This is a genomic window from Oryzomonas japonica (assembly GCF_008802365.1).
Taxonomy (GTDB): Bacteria; Desulfobacterota; Desulfuromonadia; order Geobacterales; family Pseudopelobacteraceae; genus Oryzomonas; species Oryzomonas japonica.
This window is the reverse complement of record NZ_VZQZ01000001.1, coordinates 170019-191206: the sequence shown is the minus strand read 5'-3', so window position 1 is coordinate 191206 and position 21188 is coordinate 170019. Positions and strand designations below refer to the sequence as shown.

17 protein-coding genes and 2 riboswitches are annotated in these 21188 nt (G+C 60.3%); of the genes, 6 read left to right on the top strand and 11 right to left on the bottom strand.

The features are described 5' to 3' along the window. Positions 1–13: 13 nt before the first annotated feature. Genes F6V25_RS00870 through F6V25_RS00860 form a run of 3 tightly spaced genes read right to left on the bottom strand, consistent with a single transcriptional unit; the run spans position 14 to position 4248 of the window. Positions 14–1384, bottom strand: coding sequence for a tetratricopeptide repeat protein (locus F6V25_RS00870; protein ID WP_151126320.1), 1371 nt, complete (start codon positions 1382–1384; stop codon positions 14–16). A 27-nt stretch (positions 1385–1411) separates the two neighbouring features. Beyond that, positions 1412–2803 carry a sigma-54-dependent transcriptional regulator gene (locus tag F6V25_RS00865; protein ID WP_151126318.1) on the bottom strand — a complete coding sequence of 464 codons (1392 nt, stop codon included), beginning with the start codon at positions 2801–2803 and terminating at the stop codon, positions 1412–1414. After that, positions 2803–4248 (bottom strand): sensor histidine kinase, encoded by a 1446-nt coding sequence (locus F6V25_RS00860; RefSeq protein WP_151126315.1) that lies wholly within the window; start codon positions 4246–4248, stop codon positions 2803–2805. The genes F6V25_RS00865 and F6V25_RS00860 overlap by 1 nt, the downstream gene beginning before the upstream one ends. Positions 4249–4441: 193 nt before the next feature. On the opposite strand from F6V25_RS00860, the gene F6V25_RS00855 reads away from it, so the two are divergent. Continuing rightward, entirely contained in the window at positions 4442–5647 is a 1206-nt protein-coding gene (locus F6V25_RS00855) for a BamA/TamA family outer membrane protein (protein WP_246166922.1), read from the top strand. Positions 5648–5688: 41 nt separating this feature from the next. Here the strand turns inward: F6V25_RS00855 and F6V25_RS00850 are convergent, their stop codons facing one another. The 6 genes from F6V25_RS00850 to F6V25_RS00825 all read right to left on the bottom strand — a co-directional run bounded on the left by F6V25_RS00850 (position 5689) and on the right by F6V25_RS00825 (position 12231). After that, on the bottom strand, positions 5689–7350 hold the full coding sequence (locus F6V25_RS00850; RefSeq protein WP_246166921.1) for an ABC transporter ATP-binding protein: 1662 nt from the start codon (positions 7348–7350) through the stop codon (positions 5689–5691). A gap of 152 nt (positions 7351–7502) precedes the next feature. Further along, entirely contained in the window at positions 7503–8015 is a 513-nt protein-coding gene (locus F6V25_RS00845) for a methylated-DNA--[protein]-cysteine S-methyltransferase (RefSeq protein ID WP_151126307.1), read from the bottom strand. A gap of 21 nt (positions 8016–8036) precedes the next feature. Then, positions 8037–9497 carry a DNA-3-methyladenine glycosylase 2 family protein gene (locus F6V25_RS00840; RefSeq protein WP_151126304.1) on the bottom strand — a complete coding sequence of 487 codons (1461 nt, stop codon included), beginning with the start codon at positions 9495–9497 and terminating at the stop codon, positions 8037–8039. A gap of 228 nt (positions 9498–9725) precedes the next feature. After that, complete coding sequence (locus F6V25_RS00835; protein ID WP_151126302.1) at positions 9726–10469, bottom strand: carboxymuconolactone decarboxylase family protein; 744 nt, start codon at positions 10467–10469, stop codon at positions 9726–9728. Continuing rightward, positions 10462–10980, bottom strand: coding sequence for a (R)-mandelonitrile lyase (locus F6V25_RS00830; RefSeq protein ID WP_218043522.1), 519 nt, complete (start codon positions 10978–10980; stop codon positions 10462–10464). Before F6V25_RS00830 ends, F6V25_RS00835 begins: the two co-directional genes overlap by 8 nt. Before the next feature lie 63 nt (positions 10981–11043). Next, positions 11044–12231, bottom strand: coding sequence for an iron-containing alcohol dehydrogenase (locus F6V25_RS00825; protein WP_151126299.1), 1188 nt, complete (start codon positions 12229–12231; stop codon positions 11044–11046). 228 nt (positions 12232–12459) lie between these two features. On the opposite strand from F6V25_RS00825, the gene F6V25_RS00820 reads away from it, so the two are divergent. Continuing rightward, positions 12460–13368, top strand: coding sequence for an AraC family transcriptional regulator (locus tag F6V25_RS00820; RefSeq protein WP_246166920.1), 909 nt, complete (start codon positions 12460–12462; stop codon positions 13366–13368). Positions 13369–13562: 194 nt separating this feature from the next. Here the strand turns inward: F6V25_RS00820 and F6V25_RS00815 are convergent, their stop codons facing one another. Beyond that, positions 13563–14000 (bottom strand): single-stranded DNA-binding protein, encoded by a 438-nt coding sequence (locus tag F6V25_RS00815; RefSeq protein ID WP_151126296.1) that lies wholly within the window; start codon positions 13998–14000, stop codon positions 13563–13565. 269 nt (positions 14001–14269) lie between these two features. Continuing rightward, positions 14270–14346: riboswitch (cyclic di-GMP riboswitch) on the top strand. A gap of 147 nt (positions 14347–14493) precedes the next feature. Further along, a riboswitch (cyclic di-GMP riboswitch) is annotated at positions 14494–14570 on the top strand. A gap of 183 nt (positions 14571–14753) precedes the next feature. Here F6V25_RS00815 and F6V25_RS00810 point away from each other — a divergent pair. The 4 genes from F6V25_RS00810 (at position 14754) to F6V25_RS00795 (ending at position 20056) form a co-directional block, all read left to right on the top strand. Beyond that, the gene (locus tag F6V25_RS00810; protein ID WP_151126293.1) at positions 14754–16487 is read left to right on the top strand and encodes a fibronectin type III domain-containing protein; all 1734 of its coding nucleotides are present in this window, start codon (positions 14754–14756) and stop codon (positions 16485–16487) included. Between the two features lie 159 nt (positions 16488–16646). Then, entirely contained in the window at positions 16647–18179 is a 1533-nt protein-coding gene (gpmI, locus tag F6V25_RS00805; RefSeq protein ID WP_151126290.1) for a 2,3-bisphosphoglycerate-independent phosphoglycerate mutase, read from the top strand. Next, complete coding sequence (locus F6V25_RS00800; RefSeq protein WP_151126287.1) at positions 18176–18832, top strand: fumarylacetoacetate hydrolase family protein; 657 nt, start codon at positions 18176–18178, stop codon at positions 18830–18832. Before gpmI ends, F6V25_RS00800 begins: the two co-directional genes overlap by 4 nt. A gap of 27 nt (positions 18833–18859) precedes the next feature. Then, positions 18860–20056, top strand: a complete 1197-nt coding sequence (locus F6V25_RS00795; protein WP_151126285.1) for a phospholipase D-like domain-containing protein — start codon at positions 18860–18862, stop codon at positions 20054–20056. Here the strand turns inward: F6V25_RS00795 and F6V25_RS00790 are convergent. Next, complete coding sequence (locus F6V25_RS00790; protein ID WP_151126283.1) at positions 20031–21128, bottom strand: TIGR04283 family arsenosugar biosynthesis glycosyltransferase; 1098 nt, start codon at positions 21126–21128, stop codon at positions 20031–20033. The genes F6V25_RS00795 and F6V25_RS00790 overlap by 26 nt on opposite strands. Between the last annotated feature and the right edge of the window lie 60 nt (positions 21129–21188).

Below are 21188 nucleotides of genomic sequence, written 5' to 3'. Positions count from 1 at the left end.
AGGCGGCAGAGTATCAGTCTGCCGGAGCAAGACGAGCCGGCCTTGCCCGGCTCTCCAGGGCATGCGCCACCCGTTGGACGGCCTCCCGCCACGAACCAGGCCTCGCCTGACGGAAAAGGCGCAGCGACGGATACCAGGGAGAGTCCTCCCGCCCTGTCATCCAGCGCCAGTCCGGGGCATAGGGCAGCATGACCCAGGTGGGCTTTCCCAAAGCTCCCGCCAGGTGCGCCACGGCCGTATCCACGGTGATGATCAGGTCGAGTTGAGCAATCAGGGCGGCGGTATCGCCGAAATCCCTGACATGGCCCGTTGGATCGGCCATCGGCAACGGCAACGCCTCCTTCCAGCCGAACTGAAGCGAATACCAGGAGATATGTTCTACTGCCGCCAAGGGTGCCAGTAACTCCGGCGGGCAGCTCCGGCCGGGATCGGGATACGACTTGCCAGCCCAGCAGAGGGCGACCTTCAAGCGTCCTTCATCGGGAACGAGACTGCGCCAGAAAGGGAGACGATCCGCGGGGGGCGTCAGATAGGGGACCTCAGCGGGAATGGTCTCCACGCTCGTTCCAAAGATCATCGGCAGACTGAGTAGCGGCACATGCAGATCAAAGGAGGGGAGTGGCTCACCCATGGGAACCGCCCACACCCCCACCATATTCATCAGCGACGCCAACGGCGGGTGGCACTCGAAGACGACCCGGGCGCCGAGGGCAGCCACCAGCGGGACATAGCGACAGAACTGGAGCGTATCGCCAAATCCCTGTTCGGCATGGATCAGGAGGGTCTTGCCGCCAATGGGCTCACCTTGCCAGCGGGGCTGGGCAAAATCCCGCAGCGGCGACGTAAAGTTGCGTTTCAGCCAGCGCCATTCGTATTCCCGCCACCCCTCGTGGTAATCGCCATGCAGAAGGAGCAGCAGGGCGCGGTTCCAGTGGGCTTCGGCGTGGTTGGGATCCACCCTCAAAACAGCCTCGCAGGCAGCCTGCGCCTTTGCAAACTGCCCCAAGGCCTGATAGCAGGTGCCCAGGGTCACTCGGGCGTCATGGAAGTCAGGAGCCAGCTCCAGGGTCCGGGAAAAGCTTTCTGCTGCATCGTTATACCGGCACAACTCCAAGAGCGCATTACCCCGGTTGTTCCAGAGAGGGGCACTATCCGGCGAAATCCGTAGCGCCCGGTCATACACCTCGAGGGCCTCATCGAATCTTCCTGCAAGGTGAAGGCAATGCCCCAGACAGAGGTATGCGTCCGTAAAGCCGGGCGCCAGACTGAGCGCCTTCCTGAACTGGAAGGCCGCCTCGTTGACCTTGCCCGCCTGCAACAGCGTCATGCCGAGCGCGTGGATAGTCTGGGACGTTATGGTTGCTGCGTTCTGGTGGCTTGGCATAACAATCTCTAGCGGAAAGACCGCCTGCTAAAATTTCGGGCGGCGTTCCGGTCTCTCGATGCCGAACTTCTCCAGGCGGTACTGGAGGGTCTTGTAGCTCATCCCCAAAAGCGGAGCCGCCTTGCCGATCACCCAATCGGCCCGTTCCATAGCCTTGACGATGATCCCCTTTTCCAGTTCCTCGAAGGCGATCCCCTCCGGCGGCAGCTCAAAGGGGATGCCGCCGCCCAGGGCAGACGCCGCGGTAACCTCGGCCGGCAGGTCTTCCGGCTCGATGTAATTGCTCTCCGCCATGAGGACGGAACGTTCGATGACCGACTCCAACTGGCGCACGTTGCCGGGCCACGTGTAATTCATAAGCAATTTGAATGCCGGCCGGGAAATGCCCTCCACCCCTATGCCGGAGGCCTGGCTGTACTTTTTCACGAAATATTCTGCCAAGGTTTTGACATCGCCGCCCCGTTCGCGCAGCGGGGGCAGATTGATGCGGATCACATTGAGGCGGTAGAAAAGATCCTCGCGGAAGTTCCCCCGCCTTATTTCCTGTTCCAACTCCTTGTTGGTGGCGGAAAGGATGCGCACATCCAGCGGTATGTTGACCTTGCCCCCCACCCGGCGAATCTCCTTTTCCTGGATGGCCCGCAGCAGCTTGGCCTGCATGGCCACATTCATCTCGCCGATCTCGTCCAGGAACACCGTGCCGCCGTTGGCGGCCTCGAAGATGCCGATCTCGCGGGCGTTGGCCCCGGTAAAGCTCCCCTTTTCATGGCCGAAAAGTTCACTTTCCATCAGGGAGTCGGGGATGGCCGCGCAGTTGATGGCCATAAACGGCTTGTCCCGACGTTGGCTGCCGTCGTGAATAGCCCGGGCGACCAACTCCTTGCCGGTGCCCGATTCACCCACGATCAACACCGTGGAATTGGTTGCGGCGATCTTGCTCACAATGCGGAAGACCTCCCGCATCTTTGGATGTTCGCCCAGGATAGTGGGGATAGTCTGAATCTGCTCGACCCGCTTCAGCAGAACCCGATTCTCCCGGACCAGCCCGATGCGTTCGAAGGCCCGGCGCAAGGTGAGGATCAGGTTGTCTCGTTCCAGCGGTTTTTCCAGATAATCGAAGGCCCCCTTCTTCATGGCCTCCACCGCCGAGTCAATTGTTCCATGCGCCGTCATAATAATGACACACTGCTGCGGGTCGGCGGCCTGAATCGCCTCCAGGAGATCAAGGCCGCTCTGCCCCTGCATCTTCAGGTCGGTCATGATCAGGTCGAATTCCCGCCGGTCCAGCTGTTCCAAAGCCTCGCGCACCCCGGGTACGTCGGCAACGTCGTACCCTTCCTTCTTCAGGATAACGGTGAGAATCTCCCGCTGTCCCTTTTCGTCATCGACGATCAATATGCTTCCCTGTGTGGCAGCCACTAGACGGCCCCCTGTTCTGTGGAATTGTCCGGCTCCTCCGGCTGAAGCGGCAGCATCACGGTAAATGTCGTGCCTTCGCCAAGCCGGCTTTCCACCAGGATTTCGCCGCCATGCTCCTTGATGATCCGCTCGGTTATCGCCAGGCCCAGGCCGATGCCCACATCTTTGGTGGTAAAATAGGGCTGGAATATCTTGGCAAGATCTTCCGCACTGATCCCCTTGCCCTGATCGGCAAAGGTCAACCGCACCCGCCCGGACGTCTCGTCCCTGGCAGCCCCCAGGGTGATGGTGCCCCCCTCATTCATGGCCTGAGCGGCATTGCTGACGAAATTGATGATGCAGTTGCGCAGCAACTCCTGATCGACCCACAGGGGCGGCAGGCCGGGGGCGAGGTGCTGCTTCAGGACGACGCGCTGCTCCGACAGCCGCTCGTTCAAGAGCGGCAAGGTCTTTGCCAGGATATCTTCATAGGGGATCAGCACCCGGCGCAGCTTGAGCGGCCGCCCGTAATTCATGAAATTGAGCACCATATAGTTGGCCCGGCGCACCTCTTCCTTGATCTTGGCGGCCAGATCCTCCAATTCTTCCTGGCGATCCCCGCACAGGGGGAGCATGTCGGCCCTCAGGTGGTCGATGGCAAGGCTTATATAGTTCAGCGGGTTACGGATTTCATGGGCAATGCCCGACGCCAACTGGCCGACACGGGAGAGGTGCTCGGCCTCATAGAGCCGTTTTTCCAACGCCTCACGTTCACGCAGCTTCTCCACCATGGTATTGAAACCGGTGGCCAGGTCGCCGATCTCATCCTTGCTGTCGGCGGTGATGGTCACCGACAGGTCGCCCGACGAAACCCGCTTGAAGACATCGACCAACCGATGGATCGGGTCCGTATAACGGCGCGCCAGAAAGATGGTCAGGGCGATACCGACCACGAACACCATGCTGGTGGCAAACAAGCGGCGGATGAAGTTGGCATGCTGGATGTCGCGAATCTTGTCCAGCAGCATGTTGATCTGCACATAGCCAAGTTGTTCATCGCCAACAATGACCGGAACCACCACCTCATAGGGCCTCTGGGAAAGCAGGGAACCGCCGATGGGGCGCTGGACCGCCCGGATGCCCTTTTCCAGTTTCTTCACCTCCCGCTTCTTGCCGATCTTCTCGGGGTCGGAGGAGTCGATGATCTCTCCTTCATTGCTGATGATGTTGATTTCATTGATGCCCTTGTCGCGGGCATCGTGGAGATAATCGGTCAGGCGGGAGGTCTCCGCATCCGAGGTAAGATCTGCGATACTCATCTGGACCGCTTTGGAGATTTCCTGGGAGCTTTCCTGGATCTCGCGCACCAGGTCGTCCTGGGCGGACTGGTTGAGGATAAAGAGGGTCAGCATGGCCAGCACCAGCAGTGTGAGCATGATAATGACGAGTTTGGCGTTGAGCTTCATGGAGACCCTTACCTAGCCGGAATAATGCAAAAGTATAGCTCAGGGGGACGTCAGAAACAAGCGCTATAACCTTGTTCACAACTGCGGCGTTGACACCCTGCTCGACAGAATGATACATATATCACTTATGTCAAAATTGTGCCACATACCAGGCAGGAGCCTGATTCCGTTTACATTTTTCCTGTTCCTTGCAGTGCTGCTCGGGGGGTGTACGACCTACATCCCGCGGGAAAAGGTCCCCGGCATCTTTGCGTCCTATACCAGTAACACCCCGGTCAAGGTGGTCGCCATACCGCTGCCGGTAATTGCCTCCAGCCCCAACGAGGGGATAACCGCCGGCGCGTTGACCGCGTTCCTGTTTCACAACAAAAATGACGAGATCAACGCCCTCTTGGCACCCCAGGTGAACCATAACACGAATTTCGGCGTCACCACGTCCCTGTACGGCGCATTTTATCCCACTCCCGACCGGAACGCCGAGATCAACCTCTCCCAATCCACCATCATCAACAACGATTACGAGATCAAACTCCACGATAAGACCTTTTTTGACAAGCAACTGGAATTGAACCTTGTAACCTATCTCTTCAACGACGGCTCCGCCCGTTTCTTCGGTTTTGAAGCCAAGAGCCCCAAGCAACGGGAAACCAATTACACCGATGGGGAAATCGGTTTCAACCTGTCCGTAGGCTATGACATCGGCCGTCACTTTCAGGTGGTCCTGGGGGAACGGTACCGTGATGTCAGTATCGAACCGGGGGCGGTCAAGGGGATCCCCTATATCAAAGACCAGTTCAGCACTAGGCACGTGCCGGGGATAAACGGATTCGCCACCCATTCCCAACGCATCTCCCTGGTCTACAGTACGCTGGACTCCGCCACCACCCCAACCTTCGGGGGGTTTGCCAAGGTAACCTTTGAGCCTACGTTCAAGGCCCTCGGCGGAGCGGCCGACTTCCGCCATTACGAGGCAGAAGCCAAGGGTTTCTTCCCCCTGGATGACGCCCGCTACGTCAGCGTCTTTCGCCTTATGTACAACCAGACCCTGGGGAAAGACGTCCCTTTCCTGGAACAGAGTATCCTGGGGGGGGAGACCACCCTGCGGGGGTATGGCCGAAACCGTTTCATCGACAACAGCTTCCTGCTCTGCAACCTTGAGGAGCGAATCAGGCTTTTCCGCTGGGAGATATTCAACGTAACCGCAGATTGGGAGGTCGCACCCTTCGTCGATCTGGGGGCGGTGATGGAGGCATTTGACAAGGCCCGCGCCAGCAATTTCGAGTTCAACCCCGGCGTCGGCTTCCGCGCCATTGTCCGGCCGAACATCATCGGCCGGGTCGATATGGGGATCGGCCGGGATGGCCCGGCCATATTCGTCGGCTTGGGCTACCCGTTTTAATCCCGCAAGCCTCCTCCGCGACGGTCAGCCGGGGCGCGAGACTATAACAGTTCCTCCTGCAAACGCTGGCTGCGATACATCTGCGCATACAGCCCACCCTGCGCCAACAGGTCGGTAGGCCTTCCCTGTTCGGCGATCCCGCCGTTTTTCAGCACAACGACCCGGTCGCAGTCGCGAAAAGCCGACAGACGGTGCGAAACGATCAACACGGTCCTGTTACGGTAGAACACCCCCAGTTGCGCCAGAATCTCTTCCTCGTGACCGGCATCAACGGCCGAAAGCGGGTCGTCCAGCACCAGGATGCGCGGGTCCGTCGCCAGCGCCCGGGCGATGGACAGCCGCTGTTTCTGCCCACCCGACAACATCACACCTTTTTCTCCCACCATGGTGTCCAGTCCATCGTGAAAGTTGCCCACATCCTCCAGAAACCCGGCCTGCCGTGCCGCATCGTCGATAATGGCCCCCTCGGTTCCCGCCGCCAGGCCATAGGCGATGTTCTCCCGGATGTTGCGGGAGAAGAGAAAGGCTTCCTGGGGCACATATCCGATCAGGCGACGCAGGCTGCTCAGGGCGATGCGGTTGATATCCCGGCCGTCCAGAAACAGCATCCCGTCACCCACCGGCAAGAGCCGCAGCAGCAGCCTGAGGAGCGTGGACTTGCCGCTGCCGACCTCCCCGGTGATCCCCACCTTTTCACCCGACGCAATATGGAGGGAAATCCGCTCCAGCACGGTCTCATTCCCGTAGCCGAAGGTCAGCTCGCGAAACTCGATCCCCTGCCGCACCTCCTCCAGGGGTTCCGCGTCGGCCGCATCCCCAACCGACGGCTCGGCCGTCAGAATCACGGCCAGACGCGCCATCGAAGCCGCGCCGCGCTGGGCCAGGGTCAGTATCCACCCCAGCACCGCCGTCGGCCAAACCAACATGGTCAGATAGCCGCTGAAGGCGACAAAATCCCCCAAGGTCATGGCCCCGGCAATGACCAGGCGACCCCCCAGAAAGACCACCACCAGCGTGCCGGCCCCGGTGGCGGCAGCCATTACCGGCAAGACAAGCCCGCGCAGCCGGGCCAGGCGCAGATTGTGGCGCAGATAGCTGCCGGACATGGCTTCAAAAAGGCCCCGGAAATGATCTTCGCGGCAGTAGGACTTGATCAGACGTACCGCCGAGACGGACTCCTCGGCCATGCTCGACAGGCGGGCCAGTTCCTCCTGGGCCGCAAGGGAGCGCAGGAACATACTCTGGCTGATCCGCTTGACCACCAGCACCATCAGGGGAAAAGGAAGTATGGCCCACAGGGTCAGCCAGGGCTGGATGCGCACCATCAGCGTCACCGCCGCCAGATAAAGGATTACGGTATTTACGGCGCTCATGGCCCCAAATCCGGTCAGCATGCGGACGTTGGTCAGGTCGTTGGAAAATCGTGACAGGATGTCGCCGGTCCTGCTGCTGGAAAAATACTGCAGATCGAGAAGCATCAGGCGGCGAAAAAGATCGTTACGGATACGGAACTCAATGATGCGGGCCGCGTTGAGGATCAGGGTACGGGAAAAGATGCGGGTGATGCAGTGCGCCACGGCCAAAGCAACGATCACCGCGGCGCAGGCGGCAGGGGAGAGGCGTGCGGCGGCCGGATGCTGCAATCCCTCCACGGCCAGCTTCATGAACCAGGGGATCAGCAGGGCAAAGCTGTTGGTCAGCAAGAGAAAGAGAGCCCCGCCGGCATAGCGGCGGCAGAGCGCTCCAAGGTATGGGACTAACAGGGCGAGATCTTTAATGCGTGTGCCTCATGGAATCAGCCGGAAAAGGATAAACAAACCGTCAAACGGTACTATGACAACCAATGCGTCTTATTTTAGATTGAAATCTTCAAGTTTGCAACGTTCTCCAAGGTCAGCAGGGCGGTCTTGCGCTCCAGGCCGCCGGCATAGCCGGTCAGGGAGCCATCCGCCCCCACGACGCGGTGGCAGGGGATGACGATGCTGATCGGATTGTGCCCCACGGCACCGCCCACCGCCCGGGCAGAGGTCATGCGCCCTTCGCGCTCTGGGGCCAGTTGCCGGGCCAGGGCGCCGTATGTGGTGACCGTCCCCGGGGGTATGGTACGCAACAGCGCCCATGCCGCCATTTGAAACGGCGTTCCCCGGGGGGCGACCGGCAGATCGAACCGGCGCAGTTGACCGGCAAAATAGGCGCCCAGTTGCCCCCGCAGCGCCGTGAAAACCTGATGATCCGGGTCGGGCAGCCACTCACGGAAATGTTCCGGGGCATATTTCTGACCGACAAACCAGAGTCCGCAGAGGTGTTCCTGCTCTACCGCTGCGATCATTTCTCCCAGAGGCGTCAGGATGGTGCAATACCGTTTCATAGCTTTTCCTCCCCTATCGTTTCAAGCAAGGTGACTCCACAGGCTCAGGGTGGCATAGGAACGCCAGGGCGACCACCCTTGGGCCAGAGCCAGTATCTCCTTTGAGGTCAGGCCCATGAGGGCCTTTTTTACGCCGTAATCCATATGGGGAAACGCGTCCGGCCACCCCAAGGCCCGCATCGCCAGGTAGTGCACGGTCCAGGGACCGAATCCGGGCAGAGCGGCCATATGCGCCATTTCACGCGCCGGCTCCGCGCCCGGTTCCAAGCGGATTACTCCCTGCCGCATCGCCTCGGCCAACGCCCCGATGGACCGGGCGCGGGTGCCGATAACCCCCAGCGGCCCCAACAGATCCTCGATGGGGCATTCCAAAGAGCATATGCGCTCGACGGTCGGAAACGTTACGGTCAATTCCTTGAACGGTGTTTGCACCCGGTCGCCCAAGTGTACCGCAATACGCATGGCAAGGGTCCGGGCAGCCCGCACCGTGATCTGCTGGCCCAAGATGGCCCGCGTCGCCATTTCAAAGGGATCGAAACAGCCGGGCAACCGAAGCCCGGGCTCGAACACCCTCGCGCCCCCGATCTCCATGGTTGCCAATTTTTCCGCAATATCTTCCGGTGTGCAATTCAGGTCAAAGAGAAACCGTACCCGCGCCAACACCTGGTTGATAACCGGGAAGAGGGATGAAGAGAGGGTTACCGCCACCACATGCCGCTCCGGGCGATGTGAGACGGCTATCCACCCCCGGTGGGCTACACCTTTGCAGCTAATGGCCACGGTGCGCCGGTACCGGGAAGCATCCACGGACTCGACGCCCGGGATGGCCCGCTCTCCCAAAAATTTCAAAAGGGTTTCCCAGGCAAAGGGGGGGCGATACCCGAGCAACAAGGTAATGGGGGCTGCCGGATCATGGCAGGCCCCTCCCCGTTTCCGCAAATCCGTCGGGGTGGAGCCATACCGCGTGCGAAAGAGAGCGTTCAGTCGCCTGACGCTGCCAAAGCCCGTATTCATGGCCACCTGCATGATGGGCATCGCGGTTTCGGTCAACAGCTGCCGAGCGGCCAGGAGGCGCTGGGTTTGCAGCCAGGCAACGGGGGAGACTCCGTATTCAGCGGCAAAGACACGCCGTAAATGGCGGTCGGTTGCCCCCAGAGAATCCGCCATCTCGGCGATGGTCGTGTCGGACAGGCCATCCGACTCCATCCGTTGTGCCGCCAGCCGGGCCAGCCGCGTTTCGGCATCCACCCGGGCCAGACCCGGCGCCAATTCGGGCCGGCACCGCCGGCAGGGGCGGAAGCCTGCCGCTTCTGCCGCCGCGGCACTGGCATAGAAAGAGCAGTTTTCCTCCTTCGGCGTCCTGGCCCGGCAGACCGGGCGGCAATAGATGCCGGTGGAGGATACACCGACGAAGAAACATCCGTCGAAGCGGGAATCCCGCGCCCGCAAGGCGGTATAACAGGCTGTTGCATCCAGCAGCATGCGGCACCTCTTCCATCGAGCGTCCTTCTCGATAAAAGAAATATACCATGGTGTGGTACACCTGTGCTCGCCATTTTCGGACATGGTCCCCTATTCGGGAGAGCCGTGCCGACCAGGTCATATATGAACAAAAACCCCCTCAGAATCGAATCTGAAGGGGTTTCGTTCCCACTGGACCTCCCCCAGAATCTGGACCAGTTTCCAGGGAGGAGGCCATATCTTCATGATTTATTTCAGTGATCGCTCTTTTGCCCTGCTGCTGAGAGCCTTCCCCAAAAGGTCATTGGCATTTTCGGCTTCTTTCTCACCGACCCTGGCCTTGAAAACGGTTATCAGGCTCCTCATCTGAGCCTCAGTGAGCCCGGTGTTGAACCCGATGGCAAAATGGGCCTGCAGCTGGGGATTGACGCCTTTCATGTTGGCCAGAGCCGAAATAGTGGCAAGCTCCCTGCTCTGGAAGTCCAGATTGTCGCGCCCAAAGATATCTCCGAACAGGTGTCCTTTCAAAAACCGGTCGATGGCGGGAGCAAAGGTATATATCGCCCCGGTGACCGGCTTTCCTGCCAGGCGTGTCTGGATCTCCGTGCCAAGCTCCATACTGCTTTTAGTAGCGGGAAAGGGGCGTGCCTCCTCGCCGGCTTTGTCCCTGATCCCCTTCCTGCCCCGTTCTTCCATAACGCCCATGAAGGCGCTGATCGCGTTCAAGCTGCGCGGGAACCCCGTATAGGCATACAGTTGCACCAGGATCTCCTTGATTTCATTCACGGTCAAGCCGGCATCCAGACCTTCATGCAATGCCGGCTTCAGCCGCTCCATATCACCGTTGGCGGTAAAGGCCGCAATGGTGACGATACCTTGCTGTTTGGCGTTCAGCACCAGATTATTGTCCATGTTTTGCGCCTCCGAAATGGTGGAAAAGCAGCACAACGCGGCAAGCATGATTGCCGGTAATACGTTGATTTTTCTATTCATGGGTATGTCCCTGTTTGCCGTTGTATTGCTCGTCGGTGACCTTTTCCAGCCATTCGACGTTCTTGCCGTTGACGGTGCCCGTGATGGCGATATGGGTCATTGCGGTCGCGGGTGAGGCTCCGTGCCAGTGCTTTACCCCTGGCGGGCACCAGATCACGTCTCCCGCCTTGATTTCAACGATCGGTCCGCCCCATTCCTGGGTCCGGCCGACACCGGCGGTAACGAGCAGGTGCTGCCCTGTCGGGTGGATATGCCATGCGGACCTGGCCCCCGGCTCGAAGGTGACCTGCCCACCGGAATAGGGTGCCGCATCATGTGCCGGGAAGAGGGGGTCAACACGGACCTGACCGGTAAAATATGCGGCAGGCCCTTTGACGGAAGCCTGGGAACCCGCCAGGGTTATGGTCTGCGACGGTTTGCTTGCTTCGGCGGCCGATGCCGCCCGGCCCGTAAAAGCACCCGCCGCAATGAAAAGTGAAAGCGGCAAAAAAAGCATTGTCGTGGTCTTCATTTTATTTCCCTTCGACTGTTCCTGACTCGATCATTTTACTGTTCCAAGGCCCGGCTGGAACCGTTACAGTGCCGAGCGCAGGACGTCAACGATGTCCGATTCGCCCATGGGCGGACAACCGGGGAGACGCCCCTGATCATCGTGTACGATGTGCAGCGTATCCTGCGCATACTGCTGAAGCAGGGCAGCGTCGATGCCCAACTGCGACAGCCGCAACGGGCAGCCGATGGAGGCGAGGAACGCCTCAAAGCGCTCAATGCCTTCAATGGCGCAGCCAAGCTCATCACCCGGCCTGGCCGGGACTCCGAAGATGCGCTGGGCAAACTGTGCGAAGCGGGCCGGACGGGCTTTGGCGGCAAAGCGCATCCAGGCCGGGTTGACCACGGCCAGCCCCGCCCCATGGGCGATATCGTGGAGGGCGGACAGCGTGTGCTCGATCATGTGCACCGGAAAGGCCGCGTCGGTGCCGATCTGCACCCAGCCGTTGAGGGCCACGACCGATGCCCATTGGACCTGGGCGCGGGCCTCGATATCACTGCCATCGGCCACCGCTTTTTTACCCCACTCCATGGCGGTGAGGATGACCCCTTCGGCAAAGCGGTCCTGCAAAGGCGTGCCCTCGACGCCGTTGAAGTACCCCTCGGTCACATGGGTGATAATGTCGCAGACGCCGTATGCGGTATGATCCGCCGGGACCGTCAGGGTCAGCTCCGGGTCCACCAGGGCGACCTTGGGGTAAAGGCAGTTGGCCTGTATGAACGACTTCACCTTTGACTCTTCATTGCTGATGACCGCTCCGCAGTTCATCTCCGAGCCGGTGGCGGCCAGTGTTGGCACGGTAATGACCGGAAGGGCTGAAGCCGGTACATGCACGTTCTCCTGCCCGTGGAGGAACATGTCCCACGGGTCCCCTTCATAGAGGACAGCCGCCGCGATCACCTTGGAGGCATCCATGGTGCTGCCGCCTCCAAGGGCAATGACCACATCGCACTTTTCGCTTCTGGCAATCCCGGCACCGCGGATCACCGACGAGATGCGCGGATTGGGCTCGATGCCGGAACATTCCACCACCGAGACGCCGGCAAGCTTCAGGCTGGAAACGGCACGATCAAAGACGCCGCTGCGCTTGACACTGCCGCCGCCGGTTACCAGCAGGGCACGCTTACCGTGCGCGCTTGCCACCTCGCCCAAGCGAGAGAGTGCGCCGGCGGCAAAAACCAGGTGGGTTGGATTCTGAAATTCAAATTTCATGGTAATCTCCTTAGAAGTGAGTTCTTTACAATCATCTTTTTGTATGGTGTGCCCTCTATTCGGATAGTACTCCCGGACGGGCGAATGCTGTAGACCATTCCTCTCAATTTCTTGCCTGATCCTAAAAGACGCCACAGAAATGTTTGTAATGCGTGAGATGAATTGGTAATATTTCCGAGGGATTATTTGAATCAACTATTTACGAAGCGAGCAAGAGAGGGGTTTATTATGGGCAACGGTATGGAAACAGCGGTCGAAGCCTTGGGAAAGAGCATTGCCCGATGGACCGACAAAAACACCTTGCTTGAATCAGCGATCCCGGGCCTGTTGCTTTATCAACATGATAAACCGACCCCACCGCAGAATGCGCTGTACGAACCGAGCATTTGCCTGGTCGCCCAAGGGGCTAAGCGCGTGCTGTTCGGAGATGACGCCTATGTCTATGACGCGCACCACTATCTGATTGCATCCGTGCATCTGCCCACCATGGTGCATATTGTCGAAGCGAGCGAAGAGAAACCCTGCCTGGGACTGGTATTGAAGCTTGATCAGCGCGAGATCTCACAGCTGATGGTTGACAGTCATCTCCCCCCACCTCGGGCACAACAATCGGGCCGCGGCATGTTGCTCGGCGAAATGACGTTGCCGCTGGTCAACGCCTTTCAGCGATTGATCGACTTGCTTGCGGAAACGAAGGACATACCGATCCTTGCACAGGTCATCCAGAGGGAAATCACCTATCGATTGCTTGTGGGGGACCAGGGTGCGCACCTGCGCCAGATAGCATCGGTGGGGAGCCAGAGCCATCAGATCGCGCGGGCAGTCGACTGGCTGAAGAACCACTTCGACCAGCCGCTGCGTATCGACGACCTGGCTGAGCAGGCCAGCATGAGCAGTGCGACGTTTCATCATCACTTCCGATCGATGACCGCCCTCAGTCCCTTACAGTTCCAGAAGCAGTTGCGCCTGCAGGAAGCCAGGCGTTTAATGCTGGCAGAACGTATGGATGCGGCGACTGCAGCATTTCAAGTAGGCTACGAGAGCCCTTCCCAGTTCAGCCGTGAATACAACCGGTTATTCGGGGCGCCGCCGTTACGGGATATCGCGAACTTGCGGCAATTGGCGGTAGGTGAATAGATCGCGCCCAGCCCCTGCGTATAACGCCTCGCTTCAGGGTGGGAAAAGGCCCCCGCCTGCTTTTGTTACCGCTTCGGATCGAACGGTGGAGGGGAATCCCGCATCAGAAATCGATTTCCGCGACTTAACAACGACAAAGTCCCCCCAGAACTGAGTCTGACGGGACTTTGTCTACATACAAATTATAGATACTGTTAAAAAGGAATATCGTCATCCTGGAACGGCGGTTCCTCGAATCCCCCGCCGCCATGCTGCACCGGTTCCGAGGTCACGTCGTTACCACCGCTCCGGCGCCCTTCGCCCTTGGGGGAGAGCATCTGCATCTTTTCACCGACGATCTCGGTGGTATAGCGCTCATTGCCGCTGTTGTCCTGCCACTTGCGGGTCTGCAGGCGCCCTTCGATGTAAACGGTCTTACCCTTGGTGAGGTATTCGCCGGCGATCTCGGCCAGCTTCGACCAGAGGGTGACCCGGTGCCATTCGGTGCGTTCTTCCCATTCGCCGCTCTTGTTCTTGAAGCGCTCGCTGGTCGCCAGGTTAAAGCTGGCAACGGCAGCCCCGGACGGGGTATAGCGTACTTCCGGGTCCTTGCCCAGGTTTCCTATCAGCATGACCTTGTTCAGGCTTGCCATGTTCGTGCTCCTTTTGTTGCAATAGTATCACAGGGTAACGCCGCTGAAAACCGTCGCACCCCTGTCAGGCGGATGCAGAATACATCATCTGGCACGCCAGGGCAAGGATTCCCGTCCATCCCCCGTTACGCCCCATTTTCAGCCTGGCAGCCGGCCCACACTTTGCGCTGAAGCCCAAATGACAACCATTGTGAAAATTTATTCTTGACTTTAATGGTATCATTTTATATTCTGTAAACAGGTTTAATCAAAATAGCATCGATCAAGATAAACGACAATACTAAACCATCCGCGAGGATGGGGCGGAAAACCTACAGGGTCTCACCGAGACAGCCGGGTCGCCGAAATATCATACCAGATATTCGGCCCCGGTTTTTTTGTACCCGGAATCGATAACGAGGGGGTAGAGAGAACACCAGCGTTGCAACGCCTGAAGGGCGGACATTTGTACCGGGCAAGATTGCCTGTAAAGCCGGTACAAGATACCCGTGATACACGATACTACTAAACCATCCGCGAGGATGGGACGGAAAGCCTACAGGGTCTCACCGAGACAGCCGGGTCGCCGAAATATCACTCTCGATATTGGGCCCCGGTTTTTTTGTGCCCGGCATCTTGCAACAACCTACTGAGAAATAACAAACAGATGCTGCTCATCCTTCGACCGAGCGCAGCAGGAAGCAAGGAGAACAAGTGGAGACTCATATGGACAGGGCAGACCGCACACCACATGGATCAAAGAAAGGAGCATCAATGACAAACCTGATCAAAAGGACACTTGCAGCAATCACGGTATTCTCTCTGGCAACGGTTGGCCTCATGCTTGCCGGCTGCGGCGGCGGAGGAGGAGGGCTCTCCTCCCAGACCGTAAGCGGTACGGCCGCCGTCGGGGCGCCATTGTCCGGCCAGGTAAGCCTCAAGGACTCCTCGAATGCACCCCAGACAAGAACGACCGTCATCGCCGGCGACGGCACATTTGCCATCGACGTCACCGGCCTGCAGGCCCCCTTTATCCTCCAGGCGAACGGTAGCGCCTCCGGGACCACCTATAAGCTGCACTCCTTTGCCGAAGGCACCGGCACCGCCAACATCAACCCGCTTTCCGACGCCATAGTAGCCAGCGCCGCAGGGGATGCCGACGCGTCCAAATCCTACGACGACGCCGATCACGACAAACTCATCAAGATCAAGGGAAACCTGGCGGCAACCGTGGATACCCTGCTGAATAAGCTGCAACTCCTCCTCCAGAAATACAACGCCCAAAACACCAACCCGATCACGTCACGCTACATTGCCAATCATATGGACCTCGACGGCATGTTCGACAACGTGAAAATCACCGTGGCCAACGGGGTGCTGTCGATCCTCAACAACAACGGCGCCGTTATCTACAGCGGCAACCTGGCCGACATCGCCAACGGGAACTTCTATCCCGGCAACATCCCCTCGACCCCGACCGCCCCCATGGCCCCGACCGGAGTAGCCGCAGTCGGCGCCGCCGGCCAGGTGACCATCTCCTGGACCGCCGTCAGCAACGCAACCTCCTATAACATCTATTACGCCACCACCTCCGGCGTCACCACCGGCACCGGCACCAAGATCGCCAATGCCACCACCCCGTACGTCCAATCCGGTCTCTCCGCCGGCACCACCTACTATTATCTGGTCACCGCCGTCAACAGCACCGGCGAAAGCGTCGCCTCGGCCCAGGTATCGGCCACCACCAGCGCCGCCGTGCCGACCCCGGCCGCACCGGCAGCGCCGACCGGCGTAACCGCCACCGGCGGAACCAAGCAGGTGACCATTTCCTGGCCGGCGGTTTCCGGAGCCACCTCCTATAACATCTACTATGCCACCGCTTCCGGCGTCACCACCGCCAACGGCACCAAGATCGGCAACGCCACCAGCCCCGCCGTCCAGACCGGGCTCTCCGACAGCACCACCTACTACTATGTGGTAACCGCCGTCAACAGCAGTGGCGAGAGCACCGCCTCCGTGCAGGTTGCCGCGACAACCCTGGCGGCCGTGCCGGCTCCGACCGTACCGGCCGTGCCGACCGGCGTAACCGCCACCGGCGGCGCCAACCAGGTGACCGTCTCCTGGTCGGCGGCCAGCGGCGCTACCTCGTACAACCTCTACTACTCCACCGCCAGCGGGGTCACGACCGCCAACGGCACCAAGATCGCCGGAGCCACCACTCCCTATGTTCAGACCGGACTGACGGCCGGCACCACCTACTACTACATAGTAACCGCAGTAAACAGTACCGGTGAAAGCGCCGCTTCGGCCCAGGCATCGGCAGCCACCTCGGCGCCGGCCTTTGATGCCTTGGCATACTATAATTCCGTCTGCCTCGGATGCCACGGTTCGCTGGGCGTCAGGACTGCCGCCCAGATTCAGACGGCGATCACGGCAAACCGGGGCGGAATGGGGTCCCTTGGACTGACGGCAGCCCAGATTGCCGCCATAGCGGCAGTATCCTATTAATTTAAACATGTTATAACAACAAAAAGGGCTCCGATTTCGGGGCCCTTTTTGTTGTGTGCGCCCTTGCTCGATATAGCGCTTGAAGCCCCGGCTGTTTTGACTTACAGTTATGCCACGTGTTTACAGCATCCACAATTCCATTGAATACGGGGTCCGCCCATGAAAAAACCGCTTCTCCTGATGATCCTCGATGGTTGGGGGATCAACGCCAATCCCGAGAATAACGCCGTCGCCCTGGCCCACCCCCCCAACTTGACCGGACTTTTGGCGGACTATCCCCATGTCCAGATCCACACCTCCGGCATGGCGGTGGGCCTGCCCGACGGCCAGATGGGCAACTCGGAGGTCGGCCACCTCAATATCGGCGCCGGCCGGGTCGTGTATCAGGACCTGACGCGCATCACCAAATCGATCCGGGACAACGATTTCTTTGCCAACCCGGTGCTGCTGGAGTGCATCGCCAAGACCAAGGCCGGCGGCGGCAGGCTGCATCTGGCGGGGCTCCTCTCCGACGGCGGGGTGCACTCCCACAACAGCCACCTGTATGCCCTGCTGGAGATGGCCAAACGGGAAGGGGTGAAGGAGGTGTTCGTGCACTGCCTCCTGGACGGCCGCGACACCCCGCCCCAGAGCGGCAGCGACTACCTGGCCCAGTTGGAGGCGGAGATCGGGCGGATCGGCACCGGCCGGATCGCCACGGTCATGGGACGCTACTACGCCATGGACCGGGACAACCGCTGGGAACGGGTCGAAAAGGCCTACAACGCCATGGTGTGCGGCGAAGGGGAACAGCGCACCTCGGCCCGGGAGGCCATCGAGGCCAGCTATGGCGCCGGGGTGCACGACGAATTCGTCGTCCCGGCCGTGATCACGGAAAACCGCGCGCCGGTCGGCACGATCAGGGACGGCGACGGCTTCATCTTCTTCAACTTCCGTTCCGACCGGGCCCGGGAGATCACCCGCGCCCTGGCGCTGGACGACTTTGACGGCTTCCAGCGCCGCTGCCGCCCGAAGCTGGCCGACTATGTGTGCATGACCGAGTACGACGCCACCTTCGGCCTGCCCATAGCCTACGGCCCCGAGCAATTGACCAACATCCTGGGCGATGTCCTGGCCCATGCCGGATTGAAGCAACTGCGCATCGCGGAGACCGAAAAATATGCCCATGTGACCTTTTTCTTCAACGGCGGCGTGGAAACCCCGTTCCCCGGCGAGGAGCGCTGTCTGATACCCTCCCCCAAGGAGGTGGCCACCTACGACCAGAAGCCGGAGATGAGCGCCTACCCCGTGACGGAGGAGTTGTTGAAGCGTATGGACGAGGATCTCTATGACGTGATCATCCTCAACTTCGCCAACTGCGACATGGTCGGACACACCGGCATCCTGGAGGCGGCTGTCAAGGCGGTCACGGTCGTTGACGATTGCGTGGGCAGGATCGTGGCCAAGGTGCGGGAAAAAGGCGGCGCGGCGCTGATCACGGCCGACCACGGCAACGCCGAGCAGATGGCGGACGACAACGGCGAGCCGTTCACGGCCCACACCACCAATCCGGTGTGGCTGCTCTTGGTGGACGACAGTCGTAAAGATGCCGCGCTGCGCGAAGGGGGCCGACTGGCCGACATCGCACCGACCATGCTGAAGATGCTGGGCCTGGCCCAACCCACTGAGATGACAGGAGAGAGTCTGTTATGAAAACCGCAAAGATACCCGCCACGGACAATGAATACCTGATCGGCAAGATCCTCTGCATCGGCCGCAACTATGTGGACCATATCAAGGAGCTGGGGAACGAGACCCCGGCTGCGCCGGTGGTTTTCCTGAAGCCGGCCACCGCGGTTGTGGACGACGGCGGCACCGTGGTCATCCCCCCCTACAGCACGGCATGCCATTACGAGGCGGAACTGGCGGTATTGATCGGCACGGACGGCAAGGATATCCCCGAGGCTGAGGCACTGTCCCATGTGGCCGGTTATGGAGTCGCCATCGATATGACCCTGCGGGATGTACAGGACACCCTCAAGAAGAAGGGGCTGCCCTGGGAAATCGCCAAGGGGTTCGACACCTCCTGCCCCTTGTCGGCATTTACCCCGGCGGCGCAGGTTCCCGATCCCCAGGATCTGACCATCAGGCTGCTGCTCAACGGCGCAGAACGCCAGAACGGCTCCACCAGCCTGATGATCAATCCGGTGGCCAGGATCATCAGCTATCTCTCCACCATCTTTACGCTGGAAGAGGGGGACGTGATCCTCACCGGCACCCCCGCCGGCGTGGGGCAGGTCCAGCCGGGGGACGGCATGATTGCCGAAATTGCAGGGGTGGGGCGGCTTACCATCTCAGTGAAATGATCTTCTCCTACCGGGCTGTGGGGTCTCATGACAAAGGGTGCTCCAATTCGGCATAACAAGCGTCTGGTGCGGATGTTGCGCCTGTTCAAGCACATCCGTTTCGCCGTTCAGCCGGTCACCTACCGGCGCAACCGGGTAGCGCTCTACCCGGACGGCCCCCACTTTTTTCAAGCCCTGTTTGCCGCCATCCGCTCGGCAGAGCGGTACATCCTTCTGGAATACTATCTGATCCGTAGCGATGCCACCGGCTCCGCCTTTGCCGCCGAACTTATGGACGCGCAGCGGCGGGGCGTGCAGGTGTCCCTCATCTACGATTACATCGGCTGCGTCGAAACCCCCTCCGCCTATTTTAGAAATCTGGCCCAACACGGCATCAAGCTTGTTGCCTTCAACGTGCCCTCATTCAAGCGGGGTATCCACTGGTTCGATAAGCGCGACCACCGCAAAATGACCATCATCGACGGCCGCCAGGCCTTCCTGGGGGGATTCAACATCGGCGACGAATATGCCGGTTTGGTCTCGAGTCCTGTCAAATTCCGCGACGTGGGTTTCAGCATCGCCGGCAGCGCCGTGCATGAGTTGGAACGCATCTTTTCCGAGACCTGGCAGATGGAACGGGAAAAACCGCCCCGAGGTCCCACCGGCGGCGGGGATTCGGGCGCGCCCCGCCCCGGACGGGCCAACGTCATCATCGTCAGCGGGGGACCGCACCATCGCAGTTCCTACATACGCAGCGCCTTTCTGGCCGCCATCACCTCCGCCTCGGAGAGCGTCGTCATCGTCACCCCTTACTTCGTTCCCGGCCCGCGCATCATCCGTTCCCTGCTGCTGGCGGTCCGGCGGGGCGTACAGGTACGGATACTGCTCTCGGCCAAAAGCGACGTGCCGCTGATGCGTCTGGTGGGGTGCAGCTACTATACGGCCCTGCTCAAGGAAGGGATCGAGATTTATGAGCTGGAGCGGGAGATACTGCACGCCAAGGTCATGCTGATCGATGGCGAGCGGACGGTGATCGGCTCGGCCAACCTGGATCAGCGCAGCTTCCACCGCAATTTCGAGATCAACGGCATCATCGACAATAACTCCTTCGGCCGGCAAATCGCCCGGATGCTGGAACAGGACTTTCGGGATTCCCGGGCCATCACCCTTGCAGATCACGAACGTCGGGGCAAATTGTCCCAATTGCTGGAGAAGGTAGTCAACCTGATCGCCTGGTTTCTGTAGGGGCCGCCAGAGGGCGCCCCAAAAGCATAAAGCGGAACCAGAGCCACACCAAGCCCGCTGCCGCCATCGCCGCGGGACGCGTGCAAAAGAGCAGCTTCAGGCGACGCTCGTACAGCCGAAGCCAACAAGGCTCAACCTCTCCCGGCCCCCTCCCCAGGGAAAAAGCGCGGCGGGTATCCAGCCAGAAGAAGATCTGCCAGGCGTTGGCGGCCACATGGCGGCCGGTAATACGCCAGAAAGCGCGCCGCCACTCCCCTGAGCGGCCCGCGAGCAGGGTGCGGATGCCGTCCAGGATCGGGTGGAGCGAGAGCCGGCCAGTCTCGGTGTCGAAGCGGTACAGCCCGGAAAGGGTGGTGAAGAACTCCGTCCAGCCGGCCACAAGGCAGTTGACGATGATGGCGTTCAGCACCTGCCGTTCCCACAGCCCTTCCGCTTCAAAGCGGCGGGCCGAGGTGCCGATCTCGGCGGGGAGGAGCAGCCAGTCGCAGTGCGCCGCCACCGCATCCACGAAGCGGAGGTCCTCCAGAAAGGGCATCTGCTCGTCAAAGCCGTTGAGGGACCGGAAGAACGAACGGGGCAGCATGAAGCCCTGGTCGCCCCGGATGCACTCCGGGCGGCCGAGGCGCGCCTTGGCCTCGTAGAAGAAGTAGGCCGGGGATGGTGTGGCGTCACTCCGGAGAAAACCAAGGGCGAAACGCCCGGCGACCTCATGACGCCCGGCGGCCTGCCGGGCCCGCAGCGCCGAGAGTCCGCGGGCCAGGGCATCTGCCGCAGCGAACGTCGAATCGGCGTGGAGAAACAGCAACGTATCGGCACGGGCAACGGCGGCACCGGCATTCATCTGGCGGCCGCGACCGCGGGGCGCCGGGACGACCTCCGTTGCAAACGGCACCTGCCGGGCCAGCTGGGCGGCCCGCTGCGGGGTACCGTCGCCCGAACCGCCGTCGCAGAGGATCAATTCGAAACGAATGCCCTGTTGGGCGGTAAGGGTGGCGAACAGGGGCGCCAAGTGGGCGGCCTCGTTGAGAACCGGCACAATAATGGAGAGTTCAGGGGTGTGATCGTTGGTCATGGGCGCTCCGGGAGAATGAAGACCAGTGTATCCGAATCAACCATATTTGCAATCCGAAGC

Coding starts and splice junctions, on each gene's coding strand:
- F6V25_RS00870 (WP_151126320.1), bottom strand. CDS start 1,384: ATGCCAAGCCACCAGAACGCAGCAACCATAACGTCCCAGACTATCCAC.
- F6V25_RS00860 (WP_151126315.1), bottom strand. CDS start 4,248: ATGAAGCTCAACGCCAAACTCGTCATTATCATGCTCACACTGCTGGTG.
- F6V25_RS00845 (WP_151126307.1), bottom strand. CDS start 8,015: ATGAAACGGTATTGCACCATCCTGACGCCTCTGGGAGAAATGATCGCA.
- F6V25_RS00840 (WP_151126304.1), bottom strand. CDS start 9,497: ATGCTGCTGGATGCAACAGCCTGTTATACCGCCTTGCGGGCGCGGGAT.
- F6V25_RS00835 (WP_151126302.1), bottom strand. CDS start 10,469: ATGAATAGAAAAATCAACGTATTACCGGCAATCATGCTTGCCGCGTTG.
- F6V25_RS00830 (WP_218043522.1), bottom strand. CDS start 10,980: ATGAAGACCACGACAATGCTTTTTTTGCCGCTTTCACTTTTCATTGCG.
- F6V25_RS00825 (WP_151126299.1), bottom strand. CDS start 12,231: ATGAAATTTGAATTTCAGAATCCAACCCACCTGGTTTTTGCCGCCGGC.
- F6V25_RS00820 (WP_246166920.1), top strand. CDS start 12,460: ATGGGCAACGGTATGGAAACAGCGGTCGAAGCCTTGGGAAAGAGCATT.
- F6V25_RS00815 (WP_151126296.1), bottom strand. CDS start 14,000: ATGGCAAGCCTGAACAAGGTCATGCTGATAGGAAACCTGGGCAAGGAC.
- F6V25_RS00810 (WP_151126293.1), top strand. CDS start 14,754: ATGACAAACCTGATCAAAAGGACACTTGCAGCAATCACGGTATTCTCT.
- gpmI (WP_151126290.1), top strand. CDS start 16,647: ATGAAAAAACCGCTTCTCCTGATGATCCTCGATGGTTGGGGGATCAAC.
- F6V25_RS00800 (WP_151126287.1), top strand. CDS start 18,176: ATGAAAACCGCAAAGATACCCGCCACGGACAATGAATACCTGATCGGC.
- F6V25_RS00795 (WP_151126285.1), top strand. CDS start 18,860: ATGACAAAGGGTGCTCCAATTCGGCATAACAAGCGTCTGGTGCGGATG.
- F6V25_RS00790 (WP_151126283.1), bottom strand. CDS start 21,128: ATGACCAACGATCACACCCCTGAACTCTCCATTATTGTGCCGGTTCTC.